Annotated in this window: 18 protein-coding genes; 11 read left to right on the top strand and 7 right to left on the bottom strand. The window is 36.9% G+C overall.

The features are described 5' to 3' along the window. Positions 1 to 34: 34 nt before the first annotated feature. From DCS32_RS11305 to prfB, 5 genes are all read left to right on the top strand, one after another. Positions 35 to 1,267 (top strand): DUF748 domain-containing protein, encoded by a 1,233-nt coding sequence (locus DCS32_RS11305; RefSeq protein WP_108878355.1) that lies wholly within the window; start codon positions 35 to 37, stop codon positions 1,265 to 1,267. Positions 1,268 to 1,393: 126 nt separating this feature from the next. Beyond that, positions 1,394 to 1,981, top strand: coding sequence for a hypothetical protein (locus tag DCS32_RS11300; protein WP_108878354.1), 588 nt, complete (start codon positions 1,394 to 1,396; stop codon positions 1,979 to 1,981). Between the two features lie 56 nt (positions 1,982 to 2,037). Continuing rightward, the gene (locus DCS32_RS11295) at positions 2,038 to 2,481 is read left to right on the top strand and encodes a GNAT family N-acetyltransferase (protein ID WP_108878353.1); all 444 of its coding nucleotides are present in this window, start codon (positions 2,038 to 2,040) and stop codon (positions 2,479 to 2,481) included. A gap of 40 nt (positions 2,482 to 2,521) precedes the next feature. After that, positions 2,522 to 3,199, top strand: a complete 678-nt coding sequence (trmD, locus tag DCS32_RS11290; protein ID WP_108878352.1) for a tRNA (guanosine(37)-N1)-methyltransferase TrmD — start codon at positions 2,522 to 2,524, stop codon at positions 3,197 to 3,199. Positions 3,200 to 3,299: 100 nt separating this feature from the next. Next, positions 3,300 to 4,407 (top strand): peptide chain release factor 2 gene (gene prfB / locus DCS32_RS11285; RefSeq protein WP_108878351.1). Its coding sequence is split into 2 segments (ribosomal slippage): positions 3,300 to 3,362 and positions 3,364 to 4,407, totalling 1,107 coding nucleotides; the frame shifts between segments, so codons are not numbered across the junction. Positions 4,408 to 4,478: 71 nt separating this feature from the next. Here the strand turns inward: prfB and DCS32_RS11280 are convergent. The 7 genes from DCS32_RS11280 to DCS32_RS11250 form a co-directional block, all read right to left on the bottom strand. Next, entirely contained in the window at positions 4,479 to 5,687 is a 1,209-nt protein-coding gene (locus DCS32_RS11280; RefSeq protein WP_108878350.1) for an MFS transporter, read from the bottom strand. A 24-nt stretch (positions 5,688 to 5,711) separates the two neighbouring features. Further along, entirely contained in the window at positions 5,712 to 6,650 is a 939-nt protein-coding gene (locus DCS32_RS11275) for a cyclase family protein (RefSeq protein WP_108878349.1), read from the bottom strand. A 134-nt stretch (positions 6,651 to 6,784) separates the two neighbouring features. Then, positions 6,785 to 7,882: an L-dopachrome tautomerase-related protein gene (locus tag DCS32_RS11270; protein ID WP_108878348.1), complete on the bottom strand. Its 1,098-nt coding sequence runs from the start codon at positions 7,880 to 7,882 to the stop codon at positions 6,785 to 6,787. A 33-nt stretch (positions 7,883 to 7,915) separates the two neighbouring features. Then, positions 7,916 to 8,398, bottom strand: a complete 483-nt coding sequence (locus tag DCS32_RS11265) for a cupin domain-containing protein (protein WP_108878347.1) — start codon at positions 8,396 to 8,398, stop codon at positions 7,916 to 7,918. 118 nt (positions 8,399 to 8,516) lie between these two features. Beyond that, on the bottom strand, positions 8,517 to 9,089 hold the full coding sequence (locus DCS32_RS11260; protein ID WP_108878346.1) for a Crp/Fnr family transcriptional regulator: 573 nt from the start codon (positions 9,087 to 9,089) through the stop codon (positions 8,517 to 8,519). 61 nt (positions 9,090 to 9,150) lie between these two features. Next, a complete protein-coding gene (locus DCS32_RS11255) occupies positions 9,151 to 9,789 on the bottom strand; it encodes a CPBP family intramembrane glutamic endopeptidase (RefSeq protein WP_108878345.1) in 639 nt (212 codons plus the stop codon). Then, on the bottom strand, positions 9,789 to 10,247 hold the full coding sequence (locus DCS32_RS11250) for an Lrp/AsnC family transcriptional regulator (RefSeq protein WP_108879286.1): 459 nt from the start codon (positions 10,245 to 10,247) through the stop codon (positions 9,789 to 9,791). The genes DCS32_RS11255 and DCS32_RS11250 overlap by 1 nt, the downstream gene beginning before the upstream one ends. A gap of 255 nt (positions 10,248 to 10,502) precedes the next feature. On the opposite strand from DCS32_RS11250, the gene DCS32_RS11245 reads away from it, so the two are divergent. From DCS32_RS11245 to DCS32_RS11220, 6 genes are all read left to right on the top strand, one after another. Beyond that, entirely contained in the window at positions 10,503 to 11,717 is a 1,215-nt protein-coding gene (locus DCS32_RS11245; RefSeq protein WP_108878344.1) for an aminotransferase class I/II-fold pyridoxal phosphate-dependent enzyme, read from the top strand. 243 nt (positions 11,718 to 11,960) lie between these two features. Next, complete coding sequence (locus DCS32_RS11240; RefSeq protein ID WP_108878343.1) at positions 11,961 to 13,427, top strand: Na+/H+ antiporter NhaC family protein; 1,467 nt, start codon at positions 11,961 to 11,963, stop codon at positions 13,425 to 13,427. A 26-nt stretch (positions 13,428 to 13,453) separates the two neighbouring features. Continuing rightward, positions 13,454 to 13,882, top strand: a complete 429-nt coding sequence (locus DCS32_RS11235) for a hypothetical protein (protein ID WP_162533640.1) — start codon at positions 13,454 to 13,456, stop codon at positions 13,880 to 13,882. 159 nt (positions 13,883 to 14,041) lie between these two features. Then, positions 14,042 to 14,686 (top strand): peroxiredoxin, encoded by a 645-nt coding sequence (locus DCS32_RS11230; protein ID WP_108878341.1) that lies wholly within the window; start codon positions 14,042 to 14,044, stop codon positions 14,684 to 14,686. A 14-nt stretch (positions 14,687 to 14,700) separates the two neighbouring features. Continuing rightward, a complete protein-coding gene (locus DCS32_RS11225) occupies positions 14,701 to 15,015 on the top strand; it encodes a thioredoxin family protein (protein WP_108878340.1) in 315 nt (104 codons plus the stop codon). Then, positions 14,996 to 15,253 (top strand): DUF6952 family protein, encoded by a 258-nt coding sequence (locus DCS32_RS11220; protein WP_013749699.1) that lies wholly within the window; start codon positions 14,996 to 14,998, stop codon positions 15,251 to 15,253. Before DCS32_RS11225 ends, DCS32_RS11220 begins: the two co-directional genes overlap by 20 nt. The last annotated feature ends 68 nt before the right edge of the window (positions 15,254 to 15,321 follow it).

Below are 15,321 nucleotides of genomic sequence, written 5' to 3'. Positions count from 1 at the left end.
GCAAGTAATTTTAACATTTACAGACATTTGCGCTATGAATAATAATGAGCAAAAGACTAAGCGCAAAGCAGTAAAGAAAAAAAGATACTGGATTCCGGTTTCTATTATTTTAGTACTCATAATTGCAAGATTACTTCTTCCTTATATTGTAAAGAAGTATGTAAATAAAACTCTTGCAAACATCCCTGGCTATTATGGACAGGTGGAAGATATAGACATCGCACTTTACAGAGGTGCTTATGTAATAGAAGGACTTTACTTAAACAAGGTTGACGCACAGACGCAGGTGCCATTTCTCAATTTTCCGCAAACAGATATTTCTGTAGAGTGGAAATCTATTTTTGATGGAAAAATTGTTGCCGAAATAAAGATGTATAGTCCGCAGGTAACCTACATTTTTGAAGATCAAAACACTCCAACAGAAGGACAAGAGGCAGATGTAGATGACTGGACTGCTGTACTTACAGACCTTGTACCCTTAGAAATAAACCACTTTGAAGTGCATGATGGAAAACTAGGATTTGCACAAATCTCTACAGAGCCCCAAATTGATTTATACATGGATCAAGTTGAACTCACTGCAGATAACCTGCGTAATGTAAAAGAAGCAAAACGCAATTTACCATCACCTATAAAAGCTACTGGTGTAACTATTGGTCAGGGCTTATTTGACCTAGATGGTAAAATCAACCTTATCAAAGAGATTCCTGATATGGATATTGATTTTGCGCTAGAAAATGCAAATATCACTGCCATTAATGATCTTACAAGACACTACGGAGGGATTGACTTTAAAAGTGGTACCGTAGAAGTCTTTGGAGAGATTGCAATAGCAGATGGTTATCTTAAAGGCTATGTAAAACCACTTATAGAAGATAGTAAGCTGATAAGCAAGGAAGACGGTATCTTAGGAGTGATATGGGAAGGATTTGTAGGAGTTTTTAAGTTTATTCTCAAAAACCAAGAAACAAATACCCTTGCGCTTAAGGTTCCACTAGAAGGTGATCTTAATAATGTAGAAGCTGGAGTGTTTCCTACGATATTCAGCATTTTTGAAAATGGATGGATTAATGCTTTTAAAACGAATGTAGATAAGGAGATTAATTTTTCTGACGCAGAGGCAGAAGCAGATAAAATTACTGAGGAGGAGCTAGAAGCAATGAGTGGAAAAGAAAGAAGAGCTTACAAGAAAGAACAGCGTATAAAAAGAAGAGAACAAAGACGCAAAGAACGACAATCAGAAAATGACGGGAAAGAATCAATATAATTGCTGCCGAACGAAAGAAATAATGATATTTTTGAATATCATGACGTCCAGCATTAATACTTTACACGTACTTTTGTAAACCGTAGGATTTTTATAATCCGCAATTATATTTAAACAACCACCTATATGAGATTTTTTACGAGAGCAATAGTTTTTATATTCCTCCTGTCATTTTCTGTGACACAAGCTCAAGATGCTAGCAAAACAATAGACGAGCAATTTACCGAAGTTATTGAGGGTTCTAATAATTACCAGCAATTTAAAGTAATAGATAAAGTAAAGATGACACGCTTGCAAGAAAATGCAAAAGCGCGTATCGATGTACTGCAAACAGAAATTGAAAATCTTAAGTCTGAAATGAATAAGCAGCAATCAGCTGCCTCAAAAGTAAGTGCCGACTTAGAAAAAATACAATTAACTCTTACAGAAACTGAAGAGGAAAAAGATTCTATAAACTTCTTTGGCATCCAGATGAGCAAAGGAAGCTATCAGACCATGATGTGGAGCATTATTGGGCTTTTATTACTTGGACTTGTGTTTTTTATATACAAGTTTAGAAGTAGTAACGTACTCACTAAAGAAGCACAACACAAACTTGATGAAACAGAAGTTGAGTTTGATGAGTACCGCCGTAAAGCACTAGAAAAAGAACAAAAATTAGGACGCCAACTTCAAGACGAGCGCAACAAAGCTCTTAAGTCTGCAAAAGGATAGTCTGCTTATTTTTAAGAAAATCAAAAAATCTGTACTTTGTAGTACAGATTTTTTTTATGCACATACGCAAAGCAACTTTAGAAGATTTAAACATCATAATACCACTGTTTGATGGATATAGACAATTTTATAGACAAGCATCAGACCTTGAAGGCGCAAACCTATTTTTGACAGAAAGGCTTTCTCATAATGAGAGTACTATTCTTATAGCCTTTCATGACAGTGAAGAAACGGAGGCCTTAGGGTTTACTCAGCTTTACCCACTATTCTCATCAGTAAGTATGGAGCGCATGCTACTACTTAATGATTTATATATAACCCCAACTCACCGTGGTAAAGGAATAGGTACTTTACTTATAAACAGTGCAAAAGAACTATGCACGTCGTCACATCAAAAAGGCATTGTCTTACAAACAGAAATCACAAACCCTGCTCAACAACTTTATGAGCGCCTAGGATTTAATAAAGACCCCGATTTACATTACTTTTGGGCTCGCTAGCATAATAGCCCTATTACAATAGCTCAACCTTATTAAGATTATGAGAATAGATATCATTACCGTTGTACCAGATTTACTAAAAAGCCCTTTTGAAGCTTCTATCATGCAGCGCTCTATTGCAAAAGGATTAGTAGATGTGCAGTTTCATAATCTACGTGATTACACAGATACAAACTATAAGCAAGTAGACGACTATCAGTTTGGTGGAGGCGCAGGAATGGTGATGCAAATTGAGCCTATAGATAAATGTATCTCTAAGCTCAAATCTGAACGTGACTATGATGAGGTGATCTATATGACTCCAGATGGAGATACCCTAGATCAAGGAATGGCAAACACCATCTCCCTCAAAGGCAATATTATCATTTTGTGCGGTCATTATAAAGGAGTAGATCAGCGTGTAAGAGATCATTTTATTACTAAAGAAATATCCATAGGAGACTACGTTTTGAGTGGTGGAGAGCTAGGCGCTCTTATACTCTGCGATGCTGTCATACGATTAATTCCTGGCGTGCTGGGTAATGAGACTTCGGCGCTTACAGATAGTTTTCAAGATGGACTACTTGCTCCACCTATTTATACTCGGCCGGCAGAATATAAAGGCTGGAAAGTTCCTGAGATTTTAACGAGTGGTAACACTCCTAAAATTGAAGAATGGCGAGAAGAACAAGCCTACCAAAGAACAAAAGAAAGAAGACCAGATTTACTAGATGAGTAATGAGTACGCTTTCGCGAAAGCGTGACCTCAACAATTGACATCACTTGGTCTTTTACTACATACATTATCAATTTAAATACACCCACTTTCTGGGAAACATATGATTACAACTGATCACATAAAATCACTCCAAGAGCGCGTAGACGGCTTAAGGAGATATCTTTGACGTAGACCGCAAGCGCATCGAGATACAAAACGAAGAAGAAAAAACCTTTGACCCAAATTTTTGGAATGACCCCAAGGAGGCCGAGGCTTTTATGAAGGCGTTGCGTTCTAAGAAAAAATGGGTGACAGATTACGAGGATGCTCAAACTTTTATAGAGGATCTTGAAGTCTTGTACGAATTTGCAAAAGAAGGAGAAGCTCCCGAAGAAAATGTGCAAGATCGTTACGACAAAGCAGCTGCTTTTATAGAAGATATAGAGTTTAGAAACATGCTTTCTGAAGAAGGTGATGAGCTTAGCTGTGTCTTACAAATCACTGCTGGTGCTGGTGGTACAGAGAGTTGCGACTGGGCAGCAATGCTTATGCGTATGTACTTAATGTATGCAGAAAAACAAGGCTGGAAGGTGAAAGAACTTAACTTTCAAGAAGGTGATGTTGCGGGTATAAAAACCGTATCGCTAGAGATTGAAGGAGACTTTGCTTTTGGCTGGCTTAAAGGTGAAAACGGTGTACACAGACTGGTGCGCATCTCCCCTTTTGACAGTAATGCAAAACGTCATACTTCATTTGCCTCTGTATACGTGTATCCACTTGTAGATGATAGTATCGAGATAGAAATTAACCCAGCAGACTATGATATTGTTACGGCAAGATCTTCTGGTGCTGGAGGGCAAAATGTAAACAAGGTTGAGACTAAGGTCCAACTTACCCACCACCCTACTGGTATACAGATTTCGTGTTCAGACTCGCGTTCTCAACATGATAACCGCGCAAAAGCGTTACAGATGCTACGTTCGCAACTGTATGAACTTGAACTACGCAAGCAAATGGAAGCCCGTAATGCCATTGAAGCAGATAAGAAAGCTATTGAATGGGGATCGCAAATACGCAATTATGTATTACACCCATATAAGCTCATAAAAGATGTGCGTAGCGGCGTAGAGACTGGTAATACAGATGCCGTACTAGATGGTAATATCGACCTTTTCCTGAAAGGTTATCTCATGATGATGGGACAAGAAGAAGCCAGTGATGAGCTTTAAATAAACCAATTTTAAATAACAAAAAAAGCCAATCGAGAGATTGGCTTTTTTAATTTAGAAGCTTATGAATTCTATATTTTTTCTTTTTTAAATAAAACTAAGGTTAGCAAGAACCCTATAATTACGAGCACACCTCCTACCCAAGGAGTCGCTGCGACACCTAGATCAGACTCCACCACCATTCCACCTACATAAGCCCCAATAGCAATACCAACATTAAAAGCTGCTATGTTTAATGCAGATGCTACGTCTTCGGTTCCTGGTAGATATTTTTCTGACATTTTTACTACATACAACTGTAATGCAGGTACGTTTGAAAAGGCAAGTATTCCCATAAAAAACAAGGTTATTATTGCAAAAATCTGACTAGAAGCCGTGAAGTACAACACAAACAATACTATGGCTTGTAACGCAAACATTACCAATAATGCTTTGCCTGGTTTATTGTTTGAAACTTTACCGCCTACAATGTTTCCTATAGCTATTGCAATCCCATAAATTAAAAGAAAAACACTAGTCATATCTGAAGAAAAACCAGTCACTTTTTCTAACAATGGCGTTAAGTAAGTAAATGTGACAAACGTACCACCATAACCAAATGCGGTAATGGCAAGCACCAATAAAATAGACGGATTTTTAATCACTTTTAATTGGTCTACTAGTCTTAATGGAGCCGATTGTTTGATGTTTTTAGGAACCAAAACTAAACTTGCTATTGCTCCTATTAATCCTAAAAACGCAACACCAATAAATGTTGCTCTCCATCCAAAATTCTGACCGATGTAAGTACCCAAAGGCACACCAGTTACAATAGCCACAGTAAGACCAGCAAACATTATAGAAATGGCAGTTGCTCTTTTATCTTTAGGTACTAAACTTGCAGCATTAGTAGAACCGATAGAGAAAAATACACCGTGTGCAAAACCTGTTACGACTCTAGACAACAACAATAATTCAAAACTTGGTGCAATTGCTGCTAGACCATTACCAATTATAAATAGCACCATAATACCCATTAACAACTGTTTTCTTGGAATCTTACCTGTTAAGGCGGTTAAAATGGGTGCACCAATAGCAACACCTATAGCATAGAGACTCACTAATAATCCTGCTGATGTTAATGATGTGCCTAAATCGTTTGCAACGGTAGACAGCAGCCCTACAATTACAAATTCTGTTGTTCCTATCGCAAAGGCACTTATGGTCAATGCCCAGAGAGCAGCTGGTAGACTCTTCTTTTTAGTCACCGTTCTATGATTATCTATCGTTGTTGTTTTCATAATTTCTAATTATTTCTTCTATCCTTATTTTATGGCTACAGGATTTATTTGTACTTGTGTAGACCCTTCATATAATGGGTGGCCTAATACAAAAAGGAATTCCCAAGCTTTATCCTCAACCAACTCGTCCACAAGAATGTTTTCTAATACTTGTACACCATATTCGGTTGCCATCATTTGATTTACTGGGAAAGAAAGCTCGCTGTTTTCGTGTGGTACAGCCTCAAAAGACCAATTGTCTGCACCAGCTGCTACAATTCCTTTCTTACCTAAGTAATTTGCGGCTTCCGTACCAATTCCAGGTCCGCCAGCTAGATAACGTTTATCATCTTTCCCCATTAATTTGGTCCATCCTGTGTAAAAAAGCACTACATCACCTTTACGAATTTCAATGCCTTGTTTTTTGGCTACTTTTTCAATGTCTGCCACTGTAAAAACAGTACCTTCTTTTACAATATCTTGATTGTAGTATGAACGCATATCCAAAACAATACCTCTAGTTACAATTGGAGGTAATTTTTCTAGACCTAATTTTTTTACACCAGAAACGGTTAAAAAATCTTCAACTTTATGTCCGTTATAATGTACATTGTCTCTACCGTAATGTGCTAATCCGTTTATTTGAGACCCAACACCTGTCCAACCAATTAATTGGTCATCTACGTAAGTGAATTTGTTAGAACCTGCAGCAGCAGTTTCTGGTTGTAACGTTTCAATGTGAAAGTATCTGTGACGGAAAGCTGCAGTTTGAGCATTTACCACCATTCCTAAGCGGTATACTTTTCCTTTTTTAACCAATTTTACGGCATCCAAAACTGTTTCTTCATTCAAAAGGTTTAGTGCGCCAATTTCATCGTCTGCACCATAAGGTGACGTTGGTACTTGTTGTGCGTTTGTAGTTAAAGCAGTAAAAAGTGTAGCTGCTAAGGCAATTGTTTTTAATGTATTTACTATTGTTTTCATTTTAATATTTTTTTAAATTTCTTATACAAATTTCCGATTAAAGCAAGGGGTGTGCGAGGATGTACATCACCATTTTAAAGTGATGTATGTCACATTTAACACTGCGCATACATCACTTATTTTTTTTGAAATACCTACTCTTGAATCTTCATTTTTAACACCAAGTAAGGCGGTTTACTAGCATCTTTTCCTTCATTTAATAAAGGAAGGTTGTGAAGTTGATTTGCTACGATATATAAGTAGTTACCGTGTATTGCAACACCATCGGGCCAAGACAGGTCTTTTTTAGATTGCGCAATGGTTTTCATTCCAGCAGGCGTACTTTCTACAATAGCTGAATTTTCAACATCGGTTACATATACTTTTCCGTTTGCACCTACTTTAAATCCGTCAGATTTTGGTTTGTTGGCATAAAACTCGATGTACTTATTTAGGTCGCTGTCTTGCTTACTTTCATCAGCTAATAAAGCAGACGGTATGCGGTAAATTTTGGTGTTTCCCATTGCTCCATAATAGATGTAATTGTTTTCGTCATCTATAGAAATTGGGTTTAAAGGATATCTTGGTTGAATGGTAGTACCGTCTTTTCTTTTGTGGGAAACCAATCTACCGTGAATTTTCACTGGTTCATCAGCAGGCAAAAATGAAGCATTCCCTTCCAAAACGCGTCTTATATAACCCGTTTCTAGATTTATCACGACAAAAGCTGGTGCAATTGGTGGATTTAAAGCATCGGTCATATCTGCAATTACAGCAGTGTTATTTTTTACATCAATCACAAAATCTTGTAAAAAAGGTTTTGATGACAATACCGTATTCGGAATTGGAAACACCTTTGTGACTTTACCGGTAACTAAATCAAAACCAACCAATTTTGGAGCCTGATTTTGCTTGACGTTACCCATATCTAACACCCAAAGAATTCCGTTAGCATCAGCTTGAATTCCGATAGTTGAATTGATACCTTTTATGCTTCCGTTTTCTGGTTTTACAATCCATTCTTTATCTCCAAAAGGAATAGCTTCTCCACTTGGCAAAATTTCCTTTACCATATATTTTGAAGCGCTTAAAGCACTCATTGTTACAAAAATCCTTCCGTCGTTAGACACGGTTATATTCCCTGGTCTAGATTCTGGAAATGTTGCTATAGTTTCTAATTGTGCTTGTGCAAATAGTGTAAAGTTCATTACAAATGCAAACAAGACTGTTTTTATAATTGTTACTGTTTTCATCGTTATTGTTTTTTAAAATTGAATATGATTTGCTTAGTTGCCTAAAAATTTCTTTTGGGTTGAAGGGTCTACCCAAATAACATCGCTAGGGTCTCTGGCTATTGCGTCAAAAACGAGAACGTCTAACGGACCTTCTAAAATTTTTCCGTTACCGTGTGCTGTACCTTTTCCCCAAAAAAGTAAGTCGCCTTTTCCTGCAACAACAGGACCTTGATCTGCAACATAAAATTCTGCTTTGCCGTTTAAAATGTAGAGGTAGGCATCAGATTTTGCGTGGTAATGCATAGGCACTTCGTCATATAATCGAAAGATTCTTACGCCTGCGTGCTCGCGGTCTATTAATCTGATGTCTTTAATGATACCGTGGTGTTCTTTTGGTAGTAAATCAACATATCCATCTATGTTAATTACACCATAAGAATTACCAGAAGAAAATCCTTTACCATTTTGTGCATAAGATGTAAACCCAAATGAAATTATTGCTAATACTAAGAGTAGTGTTCTTGTTGTTTTCATAATAATTTGTTTTTAATTGTTGGATACAAAATTCTATGAAAACAAAGGGGTGTGCGAGGACATACCTCACAGTTTTAATGTGAGGTAGATCAATATAAAAATGTGATTTAGATCACTTTTAGCTATTAAAACGACTTAAAGTCTCTCTAGAAACGCCTAAATAGGAAGCTATTAATTTTTTAGGCACGCGCTGTATTAAAGCAGGTAGTTTAGTAACTAGGTATTGATACCTATCTTCTGCAGTCATTGTAAGTAATGACAACACTCTTTTTTGCAGGTTTATATAACCGTGGTTTGATTTAACTCTAAAGAAATTAGCAACAGCTGGCACTGCAAGACAAATCTTCTCCCTATCTTCTAATGACAAGCAGAAAAATTCAGAATCTTCTAGACAATCTACAATTATAGTTCCTGGTTCTTGATGCTGAAAAGCACAGTGATCACTCACCCAGTATTTCTCCATTGCAAACTGGAGAATGTGCTCTTTACCTTTATCATCTATGTGATAGGCTTTCACAAGGCCATTGATAATCCAGTATTCAAAATTGACAGCCTGCCCTGCTTGAATTAAAAATTGATGCTTTTTTAATGTTTTAAAATGAAAGTGTGGCTCAATAAAATTCCACTCTTCATCTGTCAACGAGTATAACTCTTCAAAATGTTGCCTTAGTGAATGAAACTTGTTTTCCATAGTTCAAAATTACACTATTTACTAGAATCTTAATTAAAGATAAATGCTCATTTGCTATAGATTAACACGCCTCCATCCCTGGGAAGGCAAGCATCTGTCCCATCCCTACTGTAAATAACCAGTTACCATATAAAGCGTGCTCTATAGATACCAGGGTGGTAGATCTTGTTTTCTTAAAGGTATAAGCAAATAATAATCCGCCTATAAAGGTGAGTACAATGACTAAGGTGTTGCGCAAAAATAAGTGCGCCACTGCAAATACAATCGCATTTACCACGATAAGCAATCGCTTGTCTTTAAAGAAAACGTCATAACGATTAAAGAAAAAAGTTCTATAAATCACCTCTTGTGGCCATACTGACAGAAAGGTGTATACAACTAAAATCATCACCCACAATCCTGGATTGCTTAATGGCACGCAGAACAAACTTGAAGGCTGTACCATATGAACATAGAGGGCTGTTATTGCTGCTATAACTATGAACTTTATAGTAGTTTCCTTTAGAAAAGAAAGCCAATTTATAGACCGCTCTACTTTGAAGCTTACAGAACCACTCTTAAAAAGCACTACAAGTAAATAAGTAAAACCTATGAGCACACTAGCTACTTTTATTTTGAAATCATAAGGCAGCAAGAGACTTAATGGTAACAACACAAAGAGCACAAAAAACTCCGAAAGCACATAGTATTTACTATTCATTATACGGAGATTGTTGTGGTATTCTTTACCTCACTTATCGTAAAGGAACTCTGAGTACTCCCTATATATTTAAGTGTAGTAAGCTTTGTTACCATGAAATTACGAAAGTGCTCCATATCTCTCACAAGCACCTTTAATAGATAATCATAGTCACCACTTACGTGAAAACACTCTAGCACCTCATCAAGTGCGGTCACCTCTTTCTCAAAAGAATCTATAGCATCCTTCGCATGTTTTTCTAGTTTCACATGACAAAACACTTGAAAACCAAGTCCTACTATCTCCTTATTAATGAGTGTGATATATTGTGAGATAACACCAGAGCGCTCCATCTTTTTTACACGCTCATAAATGGCAGTTACAGAAAGGTTCAACTTTGCAGAGAGCTCTTTATTTGTGATTTTGGCATCATGCTGAAGGTAACCTAATATCTTTTTATCTATATCGTCAAGTTTCATGGTAGAAAAATTATCAGTGAGGGTTATCATTTTGCGCTTTTGCGAAAGCTAAATTCTATTTTTTATCAAAAATAAAGTTTTAAAATCTATAATTAATGGATAGCGTTGACTATAAATCTACATTCACATACATTTACCAAACGCATACATACTCCCCACTTATAGATTATACTATTATAAAAGCTGATTTTTTATACTAACAACGCTAGAAATAAAAACCTTTATAGGTTTCTATCGCATTAACCATCTTATACTATGAAATTCAAGCCAGCAAACGAGATTCAAGATTTACAATATTTTGGAGAATTTGGAGGAGTTAACCCTTCTATTTCAGATAGCTCTACCTATACATTCCTTTCGGCAAAAACAATGTTTGACACCTTTGAAGGTAATGCAGACGGATGTTATTTATACTCAAGACATAGTACTCCATCAAACTTATATCTAGGTGCGGCACTTGCTGCTATGGAAGGTACAGAAACGGCAAACGTTGCTGCTAGTGGCATGGGAGCTATCACACCGGTGCTTTTACAATTATGCCAAGCAGGTGATCATGTAGTTTCTAGTCGTACTATTTACGGAGGGACGTATGCATTTTTAAAGAATTTTGCACCAAGGCTTAATATTACAACGAGCTTTGTGGATATCACAAACCTTGAGGTAGTTGAGGCTGCAATTACAAAAGATTCAAAAGTTTTATACTGTGAGTCTGTTAGTAATCCGCTTTTAGAAATTGCAGATATTGCAGCACTTTCGGCAATTGCCAAAAGGCATAACTTGAAACTTGTGGTGGATAACACATTCTCTCCACTTTCTATTTCTCCCGTGCAACACGGAGCAGATGTAGTGATACACAGTCTTACTAAATTTATAAATGGATCGTCAGACACTGTAGGTGGTGTGGTTTGCGGTACGCAAGAATTTATAGATGCACTACGCAATGTAAATGATGGTGCAAGTATGCTGCTAGGTCCCACAATGGATAGTCTACGCGCTGCTTCTGTTCTTAAAAACTTACGTACACTTCATATACGTATGATGCAACACAGTCACAATGCTATGTATCTGGCAGAGCGTTTTGAAAAGCTAGGGTTAAGAACCGTTTATCCTGGTCTTGCCTCACACCCAAGTCATGAAGTGTTTAATAGACATATGAACGAAAAGTATGGTTACGGAGGAATGCTTACTGTAGATGTAGGCTCTCTAGATAAAGCAAATGCCTTGATGGAATTAATGCAAGAAAAGAATCTTGGATATCTAGCAGTGAGTTTAGGTTTTTACAAAACACTTTTTAGCGCACCAGGAACCTCAACTTCGTCAGAAATCCCGGAAGACGAGCAAACAGCAATGGGTCTCACAGATGGACTCATTAGATTTTCAATAGGTCTTGATGCAGATATTGAGCGCACTTATGAGATGATGAAGTCTTGCATGGAAGAAGTAGGAGTTTTACAAACTGTTGTAGTTTAATTTTTTTTTCAATTTTGTTGATATGCGAGGATGAAGCATAACCGCTTTATTCTCGCTTTTTTTTTGAAAGAGACCTATTCTAGACAACTTAAGACCATGTAATTTATGAAAAATCAAGAAGATAGCGCTTTGAGTTATTTTTATATAAAATACTATATGATCTTACATGGCTGGTTTTTGAGCATACGCCTTGCAGAATACCTCCTATTATTGTAACATTACGGATAGAAACCGCACACTCTCATGAATAAAGAACTGGAAGATCAAAAAAACCATCATATTGTTAACAATCGCGAATTAAATTTATGGGAAGCACTTATTCCAGTGGTGATTCTTATGTGCTTATTAGCCTATAATATTTTCTTTAAGGATGGTGAGTGGCTTGGCGAATATTCAAATCAATATATCCTTTTAATGGGTGGAGCGGTAGCAGCTATTGTAGGCTTCTTAAATAAATCCACTCTGAGCACAATGCTCGCCGAAGTTTGGGAAAACCTCAAAAGTGTTTTTGTACCCATCATGATTTTATTTCTTGTAGGAGCGCTAGCTGGTAGTTGGCTTGTGAGTGGTATCATACCAGCAATGGTATATTATGGTCTTCAAGTACTCAATCCAACCATATTTTTACCTGCATCAGTAATTATTGCAGCCATTATATCTATAGCCACAGGAAGCTCATGGACAACCTCTGCAACAGTAGGTATTGCACTCATAGGTATAGGTCAAGCACTGGGAATTGATACTGGAATGATAGCGGGCGCTGTGATTTCTGGAGCATACTTTGGTGATAAAATGTCACCTCTTAGTGATACTACAAACCTTGCTCCAGCAATGGCAGGAACAGATTTGTTTACGCACATAAAATACATGACACTTACAACGGTACCTACTATTGTAATTACACTCATTGTTTTTATCATCATCAGCTTAAGCATAGATACTACTGGTACCGCAGATATCACTGCGCTCCTAAGTGTGATTGATGATACCTTTAATATCACTCCACTCCTATTTATTGTTCCAGGAGTTGTGATTGCACTCATTGTAACGAAGACAAAACCATTAATTGCCCTAGGCGTAGGAGTTGTTCTTGCTGCAGTGTTTGCTTACATTTTTCAGCCAGACATTTTAAACATACTATCAACTTCAAAAACAGAAGCTATTCTCACAGCTATCTGGACAGATACGGCAATCGAGACGCCTAATGAAACACTCAACGAGCTTTTTAGCTCAGGAGGGATTTTAGGTATGTTATGGACTATACTACTTATCATCAGTGCGATGGTTTTTGGTGGAATTATGGATGGTATAGGAGCATTAGCTCGTATTACTAAAGCATTGCTAAGTGTTGCAGACACTGTTTTTGGACTTTTTGCAAGTACGGTGATTTCTTGTCTTGGCCTCAACGCTATTGCTTCAGATCAATATTTAGCCCTTGTCATTCCTGGTAAGATGTTTAAAAAAGCATATGAAGACAAAGGTCTAGCGCCCGAAAACTTATCTCGTACGCTAGAAGATTCGGGAACTGTAACCTCTGTACTTATTCCTTGGAATACTTGTGGTGCATATCAAAGCACTGTTTTAGGTGTAGGCGTAGCAGAGTACATTACATTTGCTATTTTTAATTGGCTCTCGCCATTTATGACACTTCTCTTTGCCGGGTTTAATATTAAAATCAGGCAAATAAAGGATGCTCGTTCGGCGGCTTAATGATTGAATTTCTTTTAATATTACTAGTGGACTATGGCCTTATTTCTGCAGACTATAAGCATAAGAAATCTATAGAAAATGAAGAAATAGAAGAAGATAAACGTAAGCCATTTAAAAAGTTCTTTGGTCAACCTACATTTATAGTAATCTTTATTTCAATATTTCTTCCCGCAACGATTTCTATAATCTACTTCAGTTATAAAGATCAAGTTTTAAATGTTCAGGATACTAAACATGAAATGGCTCAAATACTAACCCGTATCCATTCATACAAATCTAAAAACCTGCAAATCCTATCCATTGACAATTTAATTAATGGTAGACCGCTACTTAAAACTTGGAAAACGGACTCTTGGGGAACAGCATATCGTTTAGTAAGAAGTAATGGTTTTGCTGTACATTCGGCAGATAGATACAGGAAATTTGGAACAAGTGATAACCTCTTTTCAAAATAGGTTTTTTACGCTTTCGCGAAAGCGTAACTATAACATTTACAATGCCTAAAGCACAAGCATAAGTAAAATCAATACTGCTATAAAATTATCCCATTTTACAATATATAATGACGTCACTTTTCTAGGTACTTTTGCACCCGAATAAATAAACCTAGAACAATGACTTTAGTTGGTAAAAAATTCCCAAACCTTGCTGTTGACGCGATGGATGAAATGGGAGATACTTTTAAATTAAACATCTTAGAAAAAGCTAAGGAAGAAGGAAAGAAAATCATTCTTTTCTGGTACCCGAAAGATTTTACATTTGTTTGTCCTACTGAGCTTCATGCTTTCGAGACAGCAAAACAAGCATTTGCAGATCGTAATACGCTAGTGATAGGAGCTTCATGTGATACTCCAGAAGTACACTTTGCGTGGTTAAACACTGCAAAAGATAATGGAGGTATAGAAGGTGTAACATACCCTATTCTTGCAGATACTAACCGTAATCTTGCAAACCAACTTGGGATTCTTGACGTGACAAACGAGCGTTTTGATGAAGAGACTGGAACTGTTATGGTAGATGGTGACAATGTTACTTACAGAGCGACTTACCTTATTGATGAGGAAGGAACTGTTTTTCACGAAGGTGTAAACCACATGCCTCTTGGTCGTAATGTAGCAGAGTTTTTAAGACTTGTAGATGCTTACACACACGTACAAGAAAAAGGAGAAGTTTGTCCTGCAAACTGGGAAGATGGAAAAGATGCAATGAGCGCAAACCGTGATGGTGTTGCTAGCTACCTTGCTGCACACGCAAACTAAATAATAAAGAAGCTATGATTCAAGAATTAGATCAAGATAACCTTAACCAGATTGTTGCAGATAATGATACTGTTATTGTACAGTACAGTGCAACATGGTGTGGTAACTGTCGTATTATGAAGCCTAAGTTCAAGAAACTAGCTTCAGAAAATGAAAATGTAAAATTTGTAATCGTAGATGCAGAGAAGAATCCAGAGTCACGTAAAATGGCTACGGTAGATAACCTTCCTACATTTGCAACGTTTACAAAAGGAGCATTTAAAAATCAAGTGCAAACTAACAAGTTTGACGTACTTAAAGATCTCGTAAATGAAGTTACCAGTAATTAAACACCTCGTTAGTTTTATAGAAGAAAATGATCAAGATTTTCTTATTGAGACTGTGGAGACTTTAGAAAACCTTACAGAAGTTCCTTCTCTTAAAGATGAAGAGCTAGACGTTATAGGCGAACTAATCTCAAATATGTATGGTGCGCTTGAGGTGCACAAAGACATACAAAGTGGTACTGCAAAGAAAGAAGCACTTAATGGCTTCATGCAACGAGTGATGGGATCTATAGACAATTAAGTCTACTGAGTACATAAATTTTAAAATGCGATGTCTTACAGACATCGCATTTTTTTTATACGTTCTTT

This window comes from Dokdonia sp. Dokd-P16 (assembly GCF_003095655.1).
In the GTDB taxonomy this organism is placed as follows: domain Bacteria; phylum Bacteroidota; class Bacteroidia; order Flavobacteriales; family Flavobacteriaceae; genus Dokdonia.
The sequence above is the reverse complement of the archived record's forward strand: the minus strand, read 5'-3'. Positions and strand labels throughout refer to the sequence as shown.